Below are 16201 nucleotides of genomic sequence, written 5' to 3'. Positions count from 1 at the left end.
GAGTTCCTTCGATTGGTGACGACGGCGCGCGGAGGTGGTGCTTTCTCGCGGTACCAAGGGGTTCACCGTTGAACGCCACATGGATCGGATCAGGACTCGGGGTAACGGGAACGCAGGTGCTCCAGGTAGGCGGTGGTGTCGCGGTGCGGGTGGTCCTGGGCACCGCGGCGGTGCAGGTCGAGGCCTCCGTCGGGGTGCAGGCGCAGCGTCGTGGTGGCTCGCCGGACCGGCTCCGCCGGGCTGCTGTCCGCGAGGTCCAGCACGGGTGTGCCGGGCGGGAACATCGCGAGGGCGTCGGCGGTCGAGGCCACCGGCGGGTGGCCGGTGCGGTTCGCGCTGCTCACGTACAGCAGGGGGAACGAGTCCAGCACCGGGCGCACCGGCGCCCAGCGAGCGCCGAACAGCAACGTCCAGGCGTCCCTGGTGGCGGGCGCCAGCCAGGCGGGAACACCGGGCGACGTCGGTACGAGCAGGGTGACGTGCTCGTCGCCGAGCAGCCGGTGCGCCAGGGCGGCCGCGGCGGGCGCGAGCGTCGTCGCCGAGATGATCTCGGTGAGGACGTCGGGGCTGTGCGCCCACACCGCGACGGCCTGGTCGGCCGGTCGGCCCTTGGCGGCGTTGACCGCGGCCGGGGTCGTGGCGGTGACGACGTGCGTCAGCGGGACCGGGTTCGGCAGGACCACCGCCGCGTTCCTGGCCAGTGCGGCTCGCACACCTTCGATGTCGGCGATCACCGCTGCAACGCTCCCGCGCGCACGCCGTCGAGGTAGTGGGCGAAGGCCTGGTCGTCCACGACCGCGTGGCCCTGCTGGTAGGCGCGCGACTTGACCCAGGCCATCGCCGCGCGAGCGCCGGTGACGTCGAGCTCGTGTCCGAGGCGGCCGGCGACGGCGGTGACGACACGGGCGCTGGCCAGGTGGGTGAGCACGACGCTCGGGGTGATGCCCAGCTGCTCCGGGGCGAAGGGCTGGAACAGCTCGGGGTGCACGAACGGAGTGCCGGTGGAGATCGTGCCGACACCGGTGCCCACCACCGGGGTCGTCACCCCCAGCGGAACACCGATCTCCTCGGCGACGGCCTGGGCCAGGCCGGGCAGCCGGGTCAGGTCCGGAGGCGTGCACCACGGGTCCGCGTCCTCGCCGAGCAGCACCTTCGCCCGGTCGGCGCGGTAGGCCAGCAGGAACAGCACCTGCTCGGTCGCCACCAGACCGGAGCGCTCGGCAACGCCCAACCAGGAGGAGGACACCACCCGCGCACCGCTGCCCAGGGCTTCCAGCGTGTTGGCCAGGCCCAGGCCGAGGTCGTTGTGCGCGTGCGAAGCGAGCACCACACCTTCGGAGCGCGCGGCCGCGAACATGGCCCCCGCCTCGGCGGGCAACTGGTCTCCCACGGTGTCCGCGAGGAACACCACACCCGCTCCCGCGGCCGTCAGCTCACGCGCGGCGTCCGCGAGCAGACCGTGATCGGCACGGGACGCGTCGGCCAGGCACACGTCCACCGCGACCCCGGCACCCAGCGAGTCGCTCACGAGGGCGGCACCCGCGCGCACGGCCTCAGCGGCCCGCCGGTGCGTCATCACTTCCGACATGGCCTCCGATGCCGGGACCACGAGCATCACCCGTCCGTGCGCGACGCCGTGCACGGAAGAGATCGCTTGTCGCACGTCCGCGGCCGTGCCCCGGCACACCGCCGCGGGACTCACCGTTCCCTCGGCCTCCACCGCGACCCGGCGCACGGCCTCGAACTCCTCCTTGCACACCGCGGGGAAACCGGCGGCGAACACGACGTGCCGAGGACCGTCCTCACCGAACACCGCCCCCTGCTCGCGCGCCAGCCACACCCGGAAGTCAGGGCTCATCAGCGTCTTGCCCTGCGCCCCGTCCCGCGCCGACTCCTCCCAGAGCACGACCTTGCCCGCCAACGCCGATTCCCGCACCACATCCGGCTCAGCTGTCATTGCGCACCGTTGCCAATCTCTTCTCGTCAACTCGGACGCCCGCACGCCGCCGTTGCGCGGTGTTCTCCCGGTGAAGCCGACTCTGCTCGGGAGGTATTTCGCGCAGAAAGAACTCCTCACCCGAATGCGGTGAATCGTCGCGGCGCCGACGCCTCGATCCTGAAGCGGTCCGACCGCCCGCACATCACGGAAAGCCGCAACGGCGAGAAGATCCGCCGACCCTCATCTGCGCGGGTGCCGCCCTTCGGCTGATGCGCACCCAGGCTAACCAGCGGCGCATCCGCCCTACTGCGGAACTCCGCAGTACTGGCGGCGAACCTGGACGCCGCGGACCACGACCGTGACGACATGTTCACCCACAAGCGGTGGTGACGTCGGGAAATCGTCACCGGAAGCCGAACGGAAGACCTCGCTTCAGCCGCCGGAGCGTGACACAGATCGCAGATCGGCGAACAAAGCGGTGCGGTCGTCCACGACATCGACAACGGCTTCCCCTGGCGCGGCGAACTCCGGGCATCGGCCGAAATGCCGATGTCGCCAGTGGACGGCCACCGGCACTCTGAGCCGCATGATCTACAGCTTTCCCGCCGGGCTGCTGCTCGGCGTGCTGACCAACCTCGGACAAGGCGTTCTTCCCGGCAGTGTCAACTCGCTGGCCAATTCCGGCGCCATCTGGGTCGTCGCGGCGTTCATCGCCGGCGCTCAGTCCCGGCGCCCGATCCTCGCCGGCACGCTGACGCAGGTCGGCGCGGTCGTCGGCTACTACGGGTACGCCGAACTCTTCCGCGACGGCATGGGCGACCTCTACGCGCCGTCGGTGTGGCTGGCACTGGCTCTCGTCGCGGGCCCGCTCTTCGGGACAGCCGGCGGTTGGTGGCGGCACGGCCGGGGTTGGCGGCACTGGACAGGCGCGGGAGCCTTGGGCGCGGTGTCCGGGATGGAGGGCCTGTGGCACCTGTTCGTGCTGGGTTATCGCGACACCGGGATCACCGCCTGCGCGCTCGCGGTGGTGTTGCCGTTGCTGATCTCGCGCAACCGCCGGCTCGGCCTCGCGGTCTCAGCGGGGCTCTCGTTCGTCGCACTGGGCTGCCTGCTGTTGATCTCGCTCGTGACCGGCCTGTAGGCCGCGCTTCCGCCAGATGGGCACCTGACTGACAGCACGGCCTCGGTGCAGCGCCGCGGGCCCGGTGAAGATCCGCCTCGTCATGGTGCGGTCACGACGAGAACGGCGTTCTGGCCGCCGAACCCGAACGAGTTGCTGACCGCCACCCCGTGCGGCACAAGCCGAGGTGCCTTCGCCACGACGTCGAGCTCGATCTTCGGGTCGAGCGTGTCGAGGTTCGCCGTCGGCGGGACGACGCCGTCGCGAAGCGCCAGAATCGTGCACACGGCCTCGATCGCCCCCGCAGCGCCCAAAGCGTGTCCCATGACGCCCTTGGTGGAGGTCACCGCCACGCGGTCGCCGAACACGCGCTGGATCAGCCCGGCCTCCGTGGCATCGTTGATCTTCGTCGAGGTGCCGTGCGCGTTGACGTGGCCGACATCCGCCGCCACCAGACCCGCGTCGTCCAGTGCTGAGCGAACCGCCCGCTCCACCGCGGCACCGGACGGGTCGGGAGTCGTCGCGTGATGGGCATCCGCCGACGCGCCGTATCCCCTGATCACCCCGTGCACGCGAGCACCTCTGGCCCTTGCGTCGGCGATGCGCTCCAGCACGAGGACCGCAGCCCCCTCCGCCGCCACGAAACCGTCGCGATCGGCGTCGAAGGGCCGCGACGCGGCGTTCGGGTCCGAGGTGCGGCGGGACAACGCGCCCATCCTGGTGAACCCGGTGATCATCGTTCGACCGAGCGCGGCCTCTGCGCCTCCGGTGATCACCACGTCGCAGCGTCCGCCGCGCAACAGGTCGCGTGCTGTCCCGATCGCCGTGGCACCTGACGCGCAGGCCGTTGCCGTGACGAGGTTCGGACCGCCGGCACCGCACTCCATGGCGAGGTGGCCCGCCACCATGTTGGGTGCGCACATCGGCACGAGCAGCGGGGAAACCGCACTCGGGCCGGCGGAGTCGAGCTGGCGCTGCTGCAGTTCGTAGGTGTGCACACCGCCCAGTGCGTTGCCGAGCACCACGGCGACCCGTGCTCCGTCCCAGGTGGACTGGTCGAGACCTGAGTCGTGCAACGCCTCCCGCAAGGCCACGACCGCGAGCTGTGCCGACCGGTCCAGCCTCCAGGCCGCGCTCCTGCCCAGCACGGCATCCGGGTCGAATCCCGGCACCCGGCACGAGAAGTCGACGGGCAGGCCTGCGAGAAGCGGGTCGTGGCTTCCTGCCGCCTCCGCCGCGAGAACGCGTCGCCAAGAGGGCGCGACACCGATGCCCGCCGGCGTCACCAGACCGAGCCCTGTCACAGCCGCTGGGAAACCCGCACCCGGCCACGACATCAGGCGGTGACCGCCCTCGCGTCGATCAGCTCCGCGACGCTCTGGACGGACTGGTCGGGGGTGATCTCCTGCTCGTCCACCTCGACGCCGAACTCCTTCTGGGCGACCATCGCCAGCTCCACCAGTGCGAGCGAGTCGAAGTCCAGCTCCTCGAAGGTGATCTCGCCGTTGACCCGCTGTTCGGACGCGCCGAAGTGCAGGACGAGCAGCTTGGTCAGCCGGTCCAGCGTGTCGTTGTTGCTCATGATGCGGTTCTCCAGGATGTGAGTGGAACTCGGTGGTGGGGTGGCGTCCGGGTCAGCCGAGGTCGACGTCGGGCCAGGTGATCACGGTGGAGCCCCAGCTGAGGCCCGCGCCGAAGGAGGTGATGAGGACGCGGTGGCCGGGGACGACGTCACCTGCCGCGGCCGCGTCGGCGAGGACGAGCGGGATGGAGGCGGCGACGGTGTTGCCGACCCGGTCGACGTTCCTGACGACACGGTCTTCCGGCACCTCGAGGTTGCGCGCCACCGCCGAGAGGATCCGCGCGTTCGCCTGGTGGCAGGCGAACCGGTCCACGTCCTCGATCCGCCAGTCGGCGTGGGCGAGCACCTTGGTGGCGGACTCGCTCATCCTCGTGACGGCGTTGCGGAACACCGGCGGACCGTCCATCCGGAAGTAGACGTCCTCGGGGTCGGGAGGCCGCCCGGAACCGCGCTGCCTGGATCCACCGGCAGGCACGATGAGCAGGTCCGCGTTCGTCCCGTCCGAGCCGAGGTCGAACGGGCCGAGCGCGCCCGGCTCGTCAGCCGTCCCCGCACGGAGGACCACCGCGCCCGCGCCGTCTCCGAAGATGGCGGCGGTCGTGCGGTCGTGCGGGTCCAGCACGGTGGTGAAGGTGTCCGCGCCGATCACCAGCACGCGCTCGGCGGTCCCCGCGGCGATGTGCCCGGCGGCCGTTGCGAGTGAGTACACGAACCCCGCGCACACCGCGTTCAGGTCGAAGGCGGGCACCCCGGCCATCCCGAGACGGCTTGCGACTTCTGGGGCGGTCGACGGGCACGGGTGGTCCGGTGTCGTGGTGGCCACGACCACCAGATCCGCGTTCGCACCACCCGCGGACTTCAGCGCGCGAGCCCCCGCCTCGACCGCGAGGTCCGAGGTCGACGTGCCCGGCTCGATCACACGGCGCTCGCGGATTCCCGTCCGGGACCGGATCCACGCGTCCGACGTGTCGAGTTGCCGAGCGAGGTCGTCGTTCGTCACCACCCTCGGCGGCAACCACGTCCCGATCCCGCACAGAACTGCGGCACGGCGGTGATCCGCTGTCATGCGTTCTCCCGTTGGTCCACGGGGTGAGGCTAGGTCGGAGCCGAGCCGACCTGGCCTGCGGAAATCCGCAACCTCGTTCGCGAATCCAATCCTCGACGCCCTCACCTGCTGAATCGGAGCTCATTGGAAATCAAATGACGTGGGCAAGTCCCGAATGGACCTCAGCGCGAGCCGCTCACCTTGGACCGAAAGGATGAAAACAATGCCGCAACCTTGCATTTGGACGAAAACCCTGCCGCTCGGACCTGCGGGGCAGAGCACTGCGGTACTCCGCAGTGCGAGATCTCCCGCCCCGCCGCACTGTCGTCCTTGCTCCGGCCGCTCAGCGCACCCGTGGCGGTGCTGCACAAGGCTCGCCTGCCTTGTCACAAGATCGAGGAACGTCGCTCTCCCCGAAGTCGACAGGAACAGGAATTCCGTGACAACGACGCACACGACCGCCGCGCTGACGCCGGTCAAGCTCGGTGCCCGCAACGCACTGGGCGCACTCGTGGATCCTGGCAGTCTGCTGGAGTTCGGTGCCGAGGCGACGCACCAGTGCACCGCTTTCGGCATGCAGGAGAAGCGACCCGCCGGTGACGCCGTGGTCACCGGCACCGCCGAGATCGACGCGCGGCCGGCGGCGGTGTTCGCGCAGGACGTCTCCGTGCTCGGCGGCACCCTGGGCGCCACTCACGCGCAGAAGATCGTCCAAGTGCTCGACCAGGCGCACCGGGCCCGGTGCCCCGTGGTGGGCGTGCTGGACTCCGGCGGCGCGCGCATCCAGGAGGGCGTCTCCGCCCTGGACGGGTACGCGTCGATCTTCCGCCGCAACGTGGCCCTGTCCGGCCGCGTCCCGCAGATCAGCGTGATCCTCGGCGCATGTGCCGGTGGTGCGGCCTACTCCCCCGCGCTGACCGACCTGATCGTGATGGACCGCCGGGCCCACATGTTCCTCACCGGCCCGAAGGTGGTGCGCAGCGTGACGAGCGAAGAGGTCACCGCCGAGGACCTCGGCGGCGCCCACGTCCACTCGGCGATGTCAGGTCTCGCGCACCTCGTGACCGAACGTCCAGAGGACGCGTTCCCGTTGGTCCGCAGGGTGCTGTCCTACCTGCCCAGCTCCTGCTGGGACGAACTGCCGCTGCACCTGGCACGAGACCCGGAACTGGTTCCCGAGGTCCCCGCGGAGCAGCGCAAGACCTACGACGTGCGGCAGGTCGTCCGCGGGCTGGTCGACGCGGACAGCTTCCTCGAGCTCCAACCGCACTACGCCCCGAACATCGTCATCGGCTTCGCGCGCCTCGACGGGATGCCGGTGGGCGTGGTGGCCAACCAGCCGAACACGTTGGCCGGCACGCTCAACACCCGTGCGGCCGAGAAGGGCGCGCGGTTCGTGCGGATGTGCGACGCGTTCGGCCTCCCCCTGGTCACCCTGGTCGACACACCGGGGTTCATGCCGGGGAAGGCGCAAGAAACCGACGGCGTCATCCGCCGCGGAGCCAAGTTGTTGTACGCCTTCGCGGAAGCCACGGTGCCGCGGGTCACCGTGATCCTGCGCAAGGCGTACGGCGGGGCGTACATCGTGATGAACTCCAAACAGCTCGGTGCCGACCGCGTTTTCGCTTGGCCGACGGCGGAAATCGGGGTGATGGGCGCGGAAGGTGCGGTGGAGATCGTGTTCCGCCGCGAGCTCGCGGCGAATCCGGACAGGCGCCAGGAGCTGCTCGACAACTACCGCGCGGAGGCACTCTCACCGGCTCTGGCGACTTCCCGCCAGGCGGTCGACGCCATGATCACTCCTGCGGAGACCCGCGACGCGATCATCAAGGTCATCCGTCCGCTGATGCGCGCCCGGAAACCTGGTCACAGTCACGACAACATGCCGCAGTGACGACACCCGAAGCCTCGGCGACCACGAGCCCATCTGGAGGCAACGTGCTTTCGCAGCAGGATGCTGCCCTTTCCGCGAAAGCGATTTCATGCTGCACCGAATGTGCTGCCGGAGCACCTGACTTCGGTTCCGCCGAGCTCTTCTCCCACGGACAGCCGCACGCCGTGCTGAGCCGGTTCCGCGAAGCCGCGGCTGTGCACAGGCTCGCGTCCGCCGCTGTCGGCGACGAGTTCTGGGGCGTCTTCCGCGCCGAGGAGGCGAAGGTCGTCCTGGGAGACGACGACGTCTTCCTCTCCGGTCAGGGTGTCTTCCCGTGGAACGGGCCCGCCAACCCGGACCCGTTGCGCGGCAGCATCCTGATCGCCACGGATGGCGAACATCGAGCCGTCGTGCGCTCCGCCATGAAGGACCTGTTCACCAAACGGCGCGTCGAGACGCGTACCGCAGCTTTGACCGATGCGCTCGAACGCCTGGTGCGGCCCCGCATCGACACCGCGGCGTTCGACTTCAACGCCGACATCGCATGGCCGCTCGCGCTGGCGTCCATGGCCGATCTCCTGGGGCTGGACGAGATGCGGATGTCCGAGGTCGGCGACCAGGTCGCGGGCATCCTCGGTGACACGGGCCCGGAGGCCTTCACCGGTACCGACCGGGAGACGGCGCGCCAGGCCCTCGCCAAGGCGGCGGGCATCTTCAGCGATCTGCTGGTGGGACACCGCAACGCCGGGCAGAACAACCTGATCGGCCACCTGCACGAGGCAGAACGCGCCGGCCGGATCTCGCGCAAGGACGTGCTCTCCAACCTGATCGGTGTCGTCGTCGGAGGCACCGTCGCACCTCGTCTGGCCTTCACGGGGCTGGCCGTGCTGCTCGCCAGGGAGCCGCACTGGCACCCCCGCCTCGCCGCCGCGCCGGAGCTGGTGCCCGGTTTCGTCGACGAGGCGCTGCGCTGGACCGCACCGACCACCACGATCGGCAGGACGGCGGGTCGTGACGTGGAGCTGGGCGGACGGCACATCCGCCGCGGCGACACCGTGCGGGTGGTGCTCGGCGCGGTTCTGCGGGATCCGCGCTGCTACCGGAGTCCGGACGTGTTCGACCCGCTGCGCGGGCAAGGCACGGGCATGGCCTTCGGTTTCGGGCCGCACCACTGCCTGGGCGCCGTCGTCGCCCGGTCGCAGCTGACCGCGCTGCTGGAGTTCTTCGTGGAGAACCGGCTTCGCGTCGTCCTGACCGGACCACCGACCACGACCAGGTCCAACACCTTCACCGGCTACCGGACCGCACCTGTGCGGCTGCTGCAGGACGGACCGAACCCGGTCTCCCGCTGACCGCCAACACCACCGAACAACGGAGATCGACATGAGCGACCGCCTCGCCGGAACGAACACCGAAGCGGAGAACGTGATCATCGACGTGCTCGCCGAGCTGCTGATGCTCGCGCCCGAGGACGTCCCGCTGGACCGGTCGTTCGCCGATGTCGGCGTGGACTCGATCCTCGCCGTCGAGTTCGTCAGCATGCTGCGCACCAGGTTCGACGGTGTCATCACGGTCGACACCGTCTACGACAACGACAGCGTGCGCCTGCTGGCGGCTGCTCTCAAGCCCGTCGTCACGGGGTGACGGGGTGGGAAACCGAACCGGTCGCGAGGAGGTCTTCGCCGTGCTGAAGGAGCAGCTGCTCGAGGTGCTGCCGGACCTCGACCCCGCCGCGGTCGTGCCCAGCGCCAGCATGAGCTCGCTCGGTGCCGATTCGATGGACCGGATGGACGTCGTGGTCGGTACCGTCGAGGCACTGGGCATCGACGCGGCGTTGCACCGGTTCGGTGACGCCGCGAACCTCGGCGAGCTGACCGAGCTGCTCCTCGAAGAGGTGCCGTCATGACCGCGGTCGGCGTCGAGGACATCGGCGCCTACTTCGGCACGGCCCGGGTCGAGGTCGACGAGCTGTTCCAGGCCCGCGGCCTGGAACCGGCGAGGCTCGCGAACCTGTTGATGCGGCGCAAGAGCGTTGCGCTGCCGTGCGAGGACATCGTCACGATGGCGGTCAACGCCGCTCGACCGGTGCTCGACCGCCTCGGCGCGGAGGGCAGGGCGACCATCGAGACGGTGGTCGTGGCGACCGAGAGCGGTGTCGACCTCGCGAAGTCCGCCGCGGCGTTCGCCCACGCCTTTCTCGACCTGCCGAAGACGTGCCGGGTGTTCGAGGTCAAGCAGGCCTGTCACGGCGGAGCCGCCGCTCTCCAGATGGCGGCCGCTTCGCTCGTCGCCTCGTCGAGGCGCGGCAGGGCGCTGGTCATCGCCGGTGACGCGCCGATTCCCGTCCAGGGCAGTTACGCGGAACCCAGCCAGGGCGCCGGAGCGATCGCGGTCCTGCTCGGCGAGCCACGCCTCGCGCGGTGGCACGCGGACCGCTATGGCCTGTGGAGCTTCGACAACACCGACTTCCGCCGGCCGGCGGTCGACGTCGACGTGATCAACGTCGACCTGTCCATCATGTCGTACATCGACTGCCTCATCGGCTCGTACAAGAACTACTCCGAGCACACCGAGTCCGATTTCGGCACGTCGTTCGACGCGCTGGCGATGCACACCCCGTTCCCGGGAATGGTGCGCGGAGCGCATCGCACCGCGGCACGGCGACTGTCCGGGATGGACGCCGCCGAGATCGACCTGGACTTCAAGAAGCGGGTCAGCGCCTCGCTGGAGGTCCCGGCCGAGGTCGGCAACATCTACTCCGGCTGCGCCCTGATGGCACTGGCGAGCTCGTTGCGCCACCATTCGACGACGACCGGTCACGAGCTCGGCGTCTACTCCTACGGGGGCGGGTGTTCGTCCGAGTTCATCGGTCTCACCGCTTCCGCGGACACCGAGGGCACTCCGGCGGCAGCACAGCTCGACACCGCGCTGTCCGCGCGAACGAAGATCAGCGTCGAACGCTATGACGCCGTGCTCGACGTTGCTCGCCGCACCCTGCCGGGCACACCGGACGCCGATGACTGCCTCCGCGGCGTCAGCGACCTCGTCACCGCGGCCGCACGCACCACCGGGCCGTTGCTGATGCTCAGTTCGATCAAGGATCACCACCGGGAGTACCTGTGGTGCGACAAGGACATGACATGACATCCGACGGTCTCCGAGTGGTCCCCAAACCGGGTCACCTCGTGCTGGAGCTCAACGACGCCGAGTCCCGCAACGCGCTCACGCCGGCGTTGATCGCCCGGCTGCACGCCGCGTTCGACCAGGCAGAGGCCGACCCGGGCTGCCGCGCCGTCGTACTCCTCTCCGACGGCCCGGTCTTCTGCGCCGGCGCGCACATCACCGAGCTCGGCGAGGCCGAGTTCACGGGGTTGACCACCGGCCTGTGGCACCTGCTCACCCGGATGAGCTCGGGACCGGTGCCCACCATCGCCGTCGTGCAGGGCTGGGCCAGTGGCGGTGGGGTCGGTCTGGCCGCGGCCTGCGACGTCGTGATCGCCTCGCCCGAGGTGACCTTTCAGCTCACGGAGGTGTTCTTCGGCATGCTGCCCACCATCATCATGCCGTGGATCGCCCGCCGCGTGGGACAGCACAGGTCGCTCCGGCTGGCGATGCTCGCGGATCAGCTCACCGCCGCCGAGTCCGAGCGGATCGGGCTCGTCGACGTCGTGAGCGACGACCCGCGGGCGGCGATGCGCAAGGTGCTGCTCTCGTTGCGCCGCTCGGACCGCGACACCCTCGCGGACCTCAAGCAGGCGCACCAGGTCCTGTTCCCGGCCGACAACCGGTACGGGTTGATGGCCGAACGGATGTTCGGCGCGCGTCTGAACGATCCGAAGGTCTCCCAGCGGATCACGGCGCTGGTGGCAGAGGGGTTGTTGTGAGCGACGACAGCGCGGTTCCCGAGCAGGTGTTCGGACCGATCTCCGTGGAGTTCGAAGCGCCGATCGCCACGGTGCGCTTCGCCGATGCCGAGAACGGCAACACGTTCCGCAGGGAGTGGCTGGACCACCTCTTCCAGGCGGTGGAAGCGGCGACCGGCCACCCGGACACCCGTGTGGTCATCGCGGCCGGCATGTCTTCCGTGTTCTGCGCGGGAGCGACCAGGGAAACGCTGGTCGGGATCGCCGACGGTCTGCCGCTGCCGGAGTACCGGCGTTTCGCCAGGGTCTTCGCGACGTGTCCGCTGCCGGTGGTCGCCGAGATGCAGGGCCACGCGCTGGGCGGCGGACTCGTGCTCGGGCTCTACGCCGATGTCGCCGTGCTGAGCGAACGGTCCTACTACGCGGCCAACTTCATGCAATACGGCGTCGCACCGTACGTCGGAGCGACCTACGTCGTCCCCGCCAAGATCGGGGAGGCGCTGGGCACCGAGATGTTGCTGACCGCACGCGGTTACCGCGGCATCGAGCTCAGGCAACGCGGCTGCGGTGTGCAGGTGGTCGCGCACGACGAGGTGCCGGCCACGGCCCGGAAACTGGCCCTGATGATCGCCCGTTCGCCGCGTGCCAGTCTCGAACTGCTCAAACGCGAGCTGATGGGCAAGTGCCTCGCGGGATCGGACGCGGCGATGGACAGGGAGCTGGAGCCGCACATGACCTCCCGCGAACTGCCCGATGTCGTCTCGCTGACCAAAGAGGGTTACGGCTTGCTGCGGACCACGACGTCATGACCACGACGTCATGACCGCGCCGGCGGCCCGGGCCGCGGTCGCGGTGCGGGCCGCCACCGTGCTCACCCCTTCGCTCAGCGGCCTCGACCAGCTCGCGGACGTGCTGCTGTCCGACGGCGAACCACCTCCGGTGCACCGGGGTTGGGTGGGTCTTCTCGACGATCCGGAGGTCCACCACCTGGATGCAGGGGACGCCGCGCGGGTGCGCCGCGCCACGAGGTGCAGCGCCGATCCGGCCAGGACGGCGGCGGTGGCCGCTGTGCGGTGTGCCCGCGAGGCCGGGCTGACGGCGTCCGAGCTCGCCGGGTGCGCGCTGATCGTGGCAGGCAACAACCTGGCCATGGACTACCAGGCGCGCACGGTGCTGGACGAGGTGCGCGGTGTCCGTCGGGTGCGTCCCACCCATGCCGTGGCCTACCAGGACACCGACACCGTGGGTGTGGTGAGCGAACTGCTCGGCCTGCGTGTCGAGGGGTGGACCGTGGGCGCCGCGTCGGCCAGCGGAGCGGTCGCGGTCATCCAGGCGATGCGCCTGCTGCGCGCCGGCGACGCGCAGCGGTGCCTGGTGGTCGCCCCCGCAGGCGAGCTGTCGCCGACCGAAACACGCGCGCTGAGCACCAGCGGCGCACTCCACCCCGGCCCGGAACCGGTGTGCCGGCCGTTCGACGAGCACCGGGAGGGTTTCGTGCCGGGAACGGCCGCGGCGGCGGTCGTCCTGGAACCAGCCGGCCGGACGGCACGGGAACCGCTGGCGGTTCTGCTGGGTGCCGGGCAACGGCTCGACGCCCGGCGTGGTGCTGCTCCCGACCCGGCCGGGCAGGTCGAGGCCATGCGCGCCGCGATGCTCGCCGCCGGGATCGAACCCGCCGATGTCGGTTATCTCAGCGCGCACGCCACCGGTTCACGGGTCGGAGACGAGTGCGAGGCCAGCGCCATCGCCCAGGTCTTCGGCGTCGGTGCGGGGCCACTCGTCAACTCCACCAAGGCTTTCCTCGGCCACGCGCTCACCGCGGCGGGCTTGGTCGAGCTCATCGCCACCGTGGTGCAGCTGCGGAGCGGCCGGGTGCACGGCAACCCGAACACCAGCAGTCCCATGCCCGGTGTGGGCGGACGTCTGGCGGGGCTCACCTCCAGCCAGCTCGACCGGCGGGTGGCGCTCACCAACAGCTTCGGTTTCAGCGGCATCAACACCTCCATCGCACTCACCACCGAGACCATCCAGACGGGGGAAACCCGATGACCGTCGTTTTCCTGTTCCCAGGACAGGGCGTGCAGCGTCAGAACATGGGGGTCGAGCTCTTCGCGCGGTTCCCCGCCCTGACCGGAGCCGCCTCGGCGACGCTCGGCTACGACCTGCGTGAGCTCTGCGCCGATGAGGAGCGGCTCGCCCAGACCCGCTACACCCAGCCCGCAACCTACGTGGTCAGCGCCCTGGCACTGCGCGCCGCCCGCGAGGACGGGCTGAGCCCCGATGTCGTGCTGGGGCACAGCCTCGGTGAGTACAACGCCCTGGAGGCAGCGGGGGTGTTCGGCTTCCTCGAAGGGCTCGAGCTGGTCCGGCTGCGCGCCGAGATCACTTCCAAGGCGGCTGCCGGCGCGATGACGGCCGTGCAGGGGCTGGCGGAGGAGACCGTCTGCGGAGCACTGGGCGAGCCGCGGTTGCGGGGCGTCGAGGCCGTCAACTTCAACTCGCCGACGCAGACGGTCCTGGCAGGTCCCGAGAGCGCTCTCGCCTCGGCGGAACAGGTGATGCGCGACCTCGGTGCCGCGGACGTGCGGCGACTGGCGATCACCGGGGCGTTCCACAGCGGTCACATGCGGGACGCCGCGGCTGACTTCGGGGCGCAGCTGGAGCGGTTCTCCTTCGAGGAGCCCGCCATTCCGGTCGTGTCCAACGTGACCGCGCGTCCGCACAGCGCGGCGGACGTCGCCGATTCCCTGGTCCGGCACGTGCACAGCCCGGTGCGCTGGCACCAGTCCGTGACGTGGGTGGCCGAGAACTTCCAGGACGTGTCCTTCCACCAACCGGGCGTCAGCCAGGTGCTGGTGAGGATGTTGCGGCAGATCCCCGCCGCGGCGAACCTGCTCTCCATCACCACGGGAGGTGCGCGGTGAGCGCCGGCGGAGCAGCGCCGGTCGCCATCATCGGCATGGCCGCGCGGGTGCCCGGTGCGGAGGACGCCGACGCGTTCTGGCGCCTGCTCGCCGAGGGCAGGTGCACCTCGGCCCCCGCGACTCCCGGCCGGTTGCACGACTACCGCGCCGACCTGGGCGGCACACCGGACCCGGTGGTGTCCCTGCTGCCGGACGTGGGTGACTTCGAGCCGGGACTGTTCCAGATCACGCCGCGGATGGCCGTCTGGATGGACCCCCAGCAGCGCCTGATGCTCGAAGCCACCTGGCACGCCTTGGAGAGCGCCGGCCTGGCACCCGACTCGCTCGCCGGCCGCGACGCCGGGGTGTTCGTCTCCACCACGAGCTCCGACATGCGCGACCGCGCCGCAGACCTGCACCTCGTCGACCGGTACAGCGCGATCGGGCTTCTGCTGACCTTCGCCTCGGCACGGATTTCGCACCAGTTCGACCTGCGGGGCCCCAGCATCACGCTGGACACCGCCTGCGCGGGCGGTCTGACGGCGGTGGCCCAAGCGGTGTCGGGGCTTCGTGCGGGTGAGTTCGACCTGGCGGTCGCCGGGAGCCCGAACATCTACCTGCACGGCCACATGCAGGCCGTGATGCACCGGTTCGGCGCTCTGTCGCCGACAGGGCAAGCCCGGTGCTTCAGCGCGGACGCCGACGGCTACGTCCGCGGTGAAGGGGTGTTCTGCTTCGTCCTCAAACGCCTGGAGGACGCGGTGGCCGACGGTGACCCGGTGCTCGCGGTCATCAGGGGGAGTGCGCTGAACCACGACGGCCGGCGTGGCACGCTGACGCGTTCCGACGCCGAGTCCCAGGTGGAGCTGATGAGCCGCGCGCTGGCGCAGGCAGGTCTGCCTCCTTCCGCACTGGGGTACATGGAGTCGCACGCGGCAGGCACCGGCAAGGGCGACCCCGTCGAAGTGCAGGCCGTGGTCGATCTGCTGCGGTCGGAAGAGGGACGGACGACCGCAGCCGGACCCGGCGGCAAGCTGTGGATGGGGTCGGTGAAGGGCAACATCGGTCACCTCGAAGGCGCGGCGGGGGCGGCGAGCCTGGCCAAGGCGGTGCAGGTCCTGCGTTATCGCACGATCCCGCTCACCGCCGGTTTCACCACGCCGCACCCCGACATCCCAGCGGACCGCGATCCGGTGGACATCGCGGCACGAGCGGTTCCCTGGCCTGACGGCCCACCCCGCAGGGTCGGCATCACCGCACTGGGAGTCGGTGGAGCCAACGCCCACATCGTGCTGGAAGAAGCGCCGGAGCTCGACAGCCGCGGCCGGCACCGGTCCGGCCGCCTGCCCGTGCCGGTGAGCGCACGCACCGAGCGCAGCCTGCACCGGTTGCTCACCGAGCTGGCCGACCTGCTCCCCCACGGCAGGCAGGACCCGTCGGGCGGACCGGGGCTCGCGCCACCGGACTTCACCGCCGCCGTGTGGACCCTCCAAACGGGACGTGCCCAGTTGGCCCAGCGGGTCGTCATCCTCGCCGAGGACGCGGGTGAGTTCGCGGTCGCGGCCCACGCGTTCCTGCGCGGCGAGCCGCATCCGTTGGTGCTGCACGACACAGTCGACCCCGCGGAGTTGGCCACCGCTGACCACGACGTGCCGGAGCCGGAGCTGCGGGTCGCCGCTCGCTGGCTCACCGGCGAGCGCGTCGAGTGGGCCGTCCTGTGGCCGGAAGAGCAGCGCCCGCGCCGAGTTCCGCTGTCCGCCTACCCGTTCGACCGGATCTCGTGCTGGCACGAGTCCTTCGGCTCACTCGGCTCTTGAGGAGAGTGCTCTGGAACGTAGTATGAGCACGCTTCCACCGAGCGACGGCGCTGCCTCCA

The 16201-nt window shown here is 70.4% G+C and carries 16 protein-coding genes; 11 read left to right on the top strand and 5 right to left on the bottom strand.

Annotated elements, in window-relative coordinates; translation table 11 throughout:
- Positions 1 to 89: 89 nt before the first annotated feature.
- On the bottom strand, positions 90 to 734 hold the full coding sequence (locus tag ACZ7CH_RS27420) for a hypothetical protein (protein WP_470375262.1): 645 nt from the start codon (positions 732 to 734) through the stop codon (positions 90 to 92).
- Complete coding sequence (locus ACZ7CH_RS27415; RefSeq protein WP_470375261.1) at positions 731 to 1957, bottom strand: 2-isopropylmalate synthase; 1227 nt, start codon at positions 1955 to 1957, stop codon at positions 731 to 733. Before ACZ7CH_RS27415 ends, ACZ7CH_RS27420 begins: the two co-directional genes overlap by 4 nt.
- Before the next feature lie 340 nt (positions 1958 to 2297).
- On the opposite strand from ACZ7CH_RS27415, the gene ACZ7CH_RS27410 reads away from it, so the two are divergent.
- Complete coding sequence (locus tag ACZ7CH_RS27410) at positions 2298 to 3080, top strand: DUF6518 family protein (RefSeq protein WP_470375260.1); 783 nt, start codon at positions 2298 to 2300, stop codon at positions 3078 to 3080.
- A gap of 80 nt (positions 3081 to 3160) precedes the next feature.
- On the opposite strand, the gene ACZ7CH_RS27405 is transcribed toward ACZ7CH_RS27410, so the two are convergent.
- The 3 genes from ACZ7CH_RS27405 to ACZ7CH_RS27395 are packed head-to-tail and all read right to left on the bottom strand — an operon-like array spanning position 3161 to position 5707.
- A complete protein-coding gene (locus ACZ7CH_RS27405; protein WP_470375259.1) occupies positions 3161 to 4363 on the bottom strand; it encodes a beta-ketoacyl-[acyl-carrier-protein] synthase family protein in 1203 nt (400 codons plus the stop codon).
- Between the two features lie 32 nt (positions 4364 to 4395).
- Positions 4396 to 4641 carry an acyl carrier protein gene (locus ACZ7CH_RS27400; protein ID WP_360384861.1) on the bottom strand — a complete coding sequence of 82 codons (246 nt, stop codon included), beginning with the start codon at positions 4639 to 4641 and terminating at the stop codon, positions 4396 to 4398.
- 52 nt (positions 4642 to 4693) lie between these two features.
- Positions 4694 to 5707 carry a beta-ketoacyl-ACP synthase III gene (locus ACZ7CH_RS27395; RefSeq protein ID WP_470375258.1) on the bottom strand — a complete coding sequence of 338 codons (1014 nt, stop codon included), beginning with the start codon at positions 5705 to 5707 and terminating at the stop codon, positions 4694 to 4696.
- A gap of 418 nt (positions 5708 to 6125) precedes the next feature.
- Here ACZ7CH_RS27395 and ACZ7CH_RS27390 point away from each other — a divergent pair, with 418 nt between their 5' ends.
- The 10 genes from ACZ7CH_RS27390 to ACZ7CH_RS27345 all read left to right on the top strand — a co-directional run bounded on the left by ACZ7CH_RS27390 (position 6126) and on the right by ACZ7CH_RS27345 (position 16142).
- Positions 6126 to 7580 (top strand): acyl-CoA carboxylase subunit beta, encoded by a 1455-nt coding sequence (locus ACZ7CH_RS27390; RefSeq protein ID WP_360384865.1) that lies wholly within the window; start codon positions 6126 to 6128, stop codon positions 7578 to 7580.
- Positions 7581 to 7774: 194 nt separating this feature from the next.
- A complete protein-coding gene (locus tag ACZ7CH_RS27385) occupies positions 7775 to 8911 on the top strand; it encodes a cytochrome P450 (RefSeq protein ID WP_470372289.1) in 1137 nt (378 codons plus the stop codon).
- Between the two features lie 31 nt (positions 8912 to 8942).
- Entirely contained in the window at positions 8943 to 9203 is a 261-nt protein-coding gene (locus tag ACZ7CH_RS27380) for an acyl carrier protein (RefSeq protein WP_360384869.1), read from the top strand.
- A 4-nt stretch (positions 9204 to 9207) separates the two neighbouring features.
- Positions 9208 to 9465 (top strand): phosphopantetheine-binding protein, encoded by a 258-nt coding sequence (locus ACZ7CH_RS27375; protein ID WP_458432818.1) that lies wholly within the window; start codon positions 9208 to 9210, stop codon positions 9463 to 9465.
- Positions 9462 to 10703, top strand: coding sequence for a hydroxymethylglutaryl-CoA synthase family protein (locus ACZ7CH_RS27370; protein WP_470375257.1), 1242 nt, complete (start codon positions 9462 to 9464; stop codon positions 10701 to 10703). The genes ACZ7CH_RS27375 and ACZ7CH_RS27370 overlap by 4 nt, the downstream gene beginning before the upstream one ends.
- Positions 10700 to 11443, top strand: a complete 744-nt coding sequence (locus ACZ7CH_RS27365; RefSeq protein ID WP_360384875.1) for an enoyl-CoA hydratase/isomerase family protein — start codon at positions 10700 to 10702, stop codon at positions 11441 to 11443. The genes ACZ7CH_RS27370 and ACZ7CH_RS27365 overlap by 4 nt, the downstream gene beginning before the upstream one ends.
- Positions 11440 to 12231, top strand: a complete 792-nt coding sequence (locus ACZ7CH_RS27360; RefSeq protein ID WP_470375256.1) for a polyketide synthase — start codon at positions 11440 to 11442, stop codon at positions 12229 to 12231. Before ACZ7CH_RS27365 ends, ACZ7CH_RS27360 begins: the two co-directional genes overlap by 4 nt.
- 10 nt (positions 12232 to 12241) lie before the next feature.
- Entirely contained in the window at positions 12242 to 13471 is a 1230-nt protein-coding gene (locus ACZ7CH_RS27355) for a beta-ketoacyl synthase N-terminal-like domain-containing protein (RefSeq protein WP_470375255.1), read from the top strand.
- Entirely contained in the window at positions 13468 to 14346 is an 879-nt protein-coding gene (locus tag ACZ7CH_RS27350; RefSeq protein ID WP_360384881.1) for an ACP S-malonyltransferase, read from the top strand. Before ACZ7CH_RS27355 ends, ACZ7CH_RS27350 begins: the two co-directional genes overlap by 4 nt.
- Positions 14343 to 16142, top strand: a complete 1800-nt coding sequence (locus tag ACZ7CH_RS27345) for a beta-ketoacyl [acyl carrier protein] synthase domain-containing protein (RefSeq protein ID WP_470375254.1) — start codon at positions 14343 to 14345, stop codon at positions 16140 to 16142. The genes ACZ7CH_RS27350 and ACZ7CH_RS27345 overlap by 4 nt, the downstream gene beginning before the upstream one ends.
- Positions 16143 to 16201 lie beyond the last annotated feature (59 nt).

It is taken from the genome of Lentzea sp. NPDC037011 (assembly GCF_055607425.1).
The sequence above is the reverse complement of the archived record's forward strand: the minus strand, read 5'-3'. Positions and strand labels throughout refer to the sequence as shown.

What these genes read in the sequence shown, in the direction of transcription:
- ACZ7CH_RS27415 (WP_470375261.1), bottom strand. Translation starts at nt 1,957, where the DNA reads ATGACAGCTGAGCCGGATGTGGTGCGGGAATCGGCGTTGGCGGGCAAG.
- ACZ7CH_RS27400 (WP_360384861.1), bottom strand. Translation starts at nt 4,641, where the DNA reads ATGAGCAACAACGACACGCTGGACCGGCTGACCAAGCTGCTCGTCCTG.
- ACZ7CH_RS27395 (WP_470375258.1), bottom strand. Translation starts at nt 5,707, where the DNA reads ATGACAGCGGATCACCGCCGTGCCGCAGTTCTGTGCGGGATCGGGACG.
- ACZ7CH_RS27380 (WP_360384869.1), top strand. Translation starts at nt 8,943, where the DNA reads ATGAGCGACCGCCTCGCCGGAACGAACACCGAAGCGGAGAACGTGATC.
- ACZ7CH_RS27370 (WP_470375257.1), top strand. Translation starts at nt 9,462, where the DNA reads ATGACCGCGGTCGGCGTCGAGGACATCGGCGCCTACTTCGGCACGGCC.
- ACZ7CH_RS27365 (WP_360384875.1), top strand. Translation starts at nt 10,700, where the DNA reads ATGACATCCGACGGTCTCCGAGTGGTCCCCAAACCGGGTCACCTCGTG.
- ACZ7CH_RS27355 (WP_470375255.1), top strand. Translation starts at nt 12,242, where the DNA reads ATGACCGCGCCGGCGGCCCGGGCCGCGGTCGCGGTGCGGGCCGCCACC.
- ACZ7CH_RS27350 (WP_360384881.1), top strand. Translation starts at nt 13,468, where the DNA reads ATGACCGTCGTTTTCCTGTTCCCAGGACAGGGCGTGCAGCGTCAGAAC.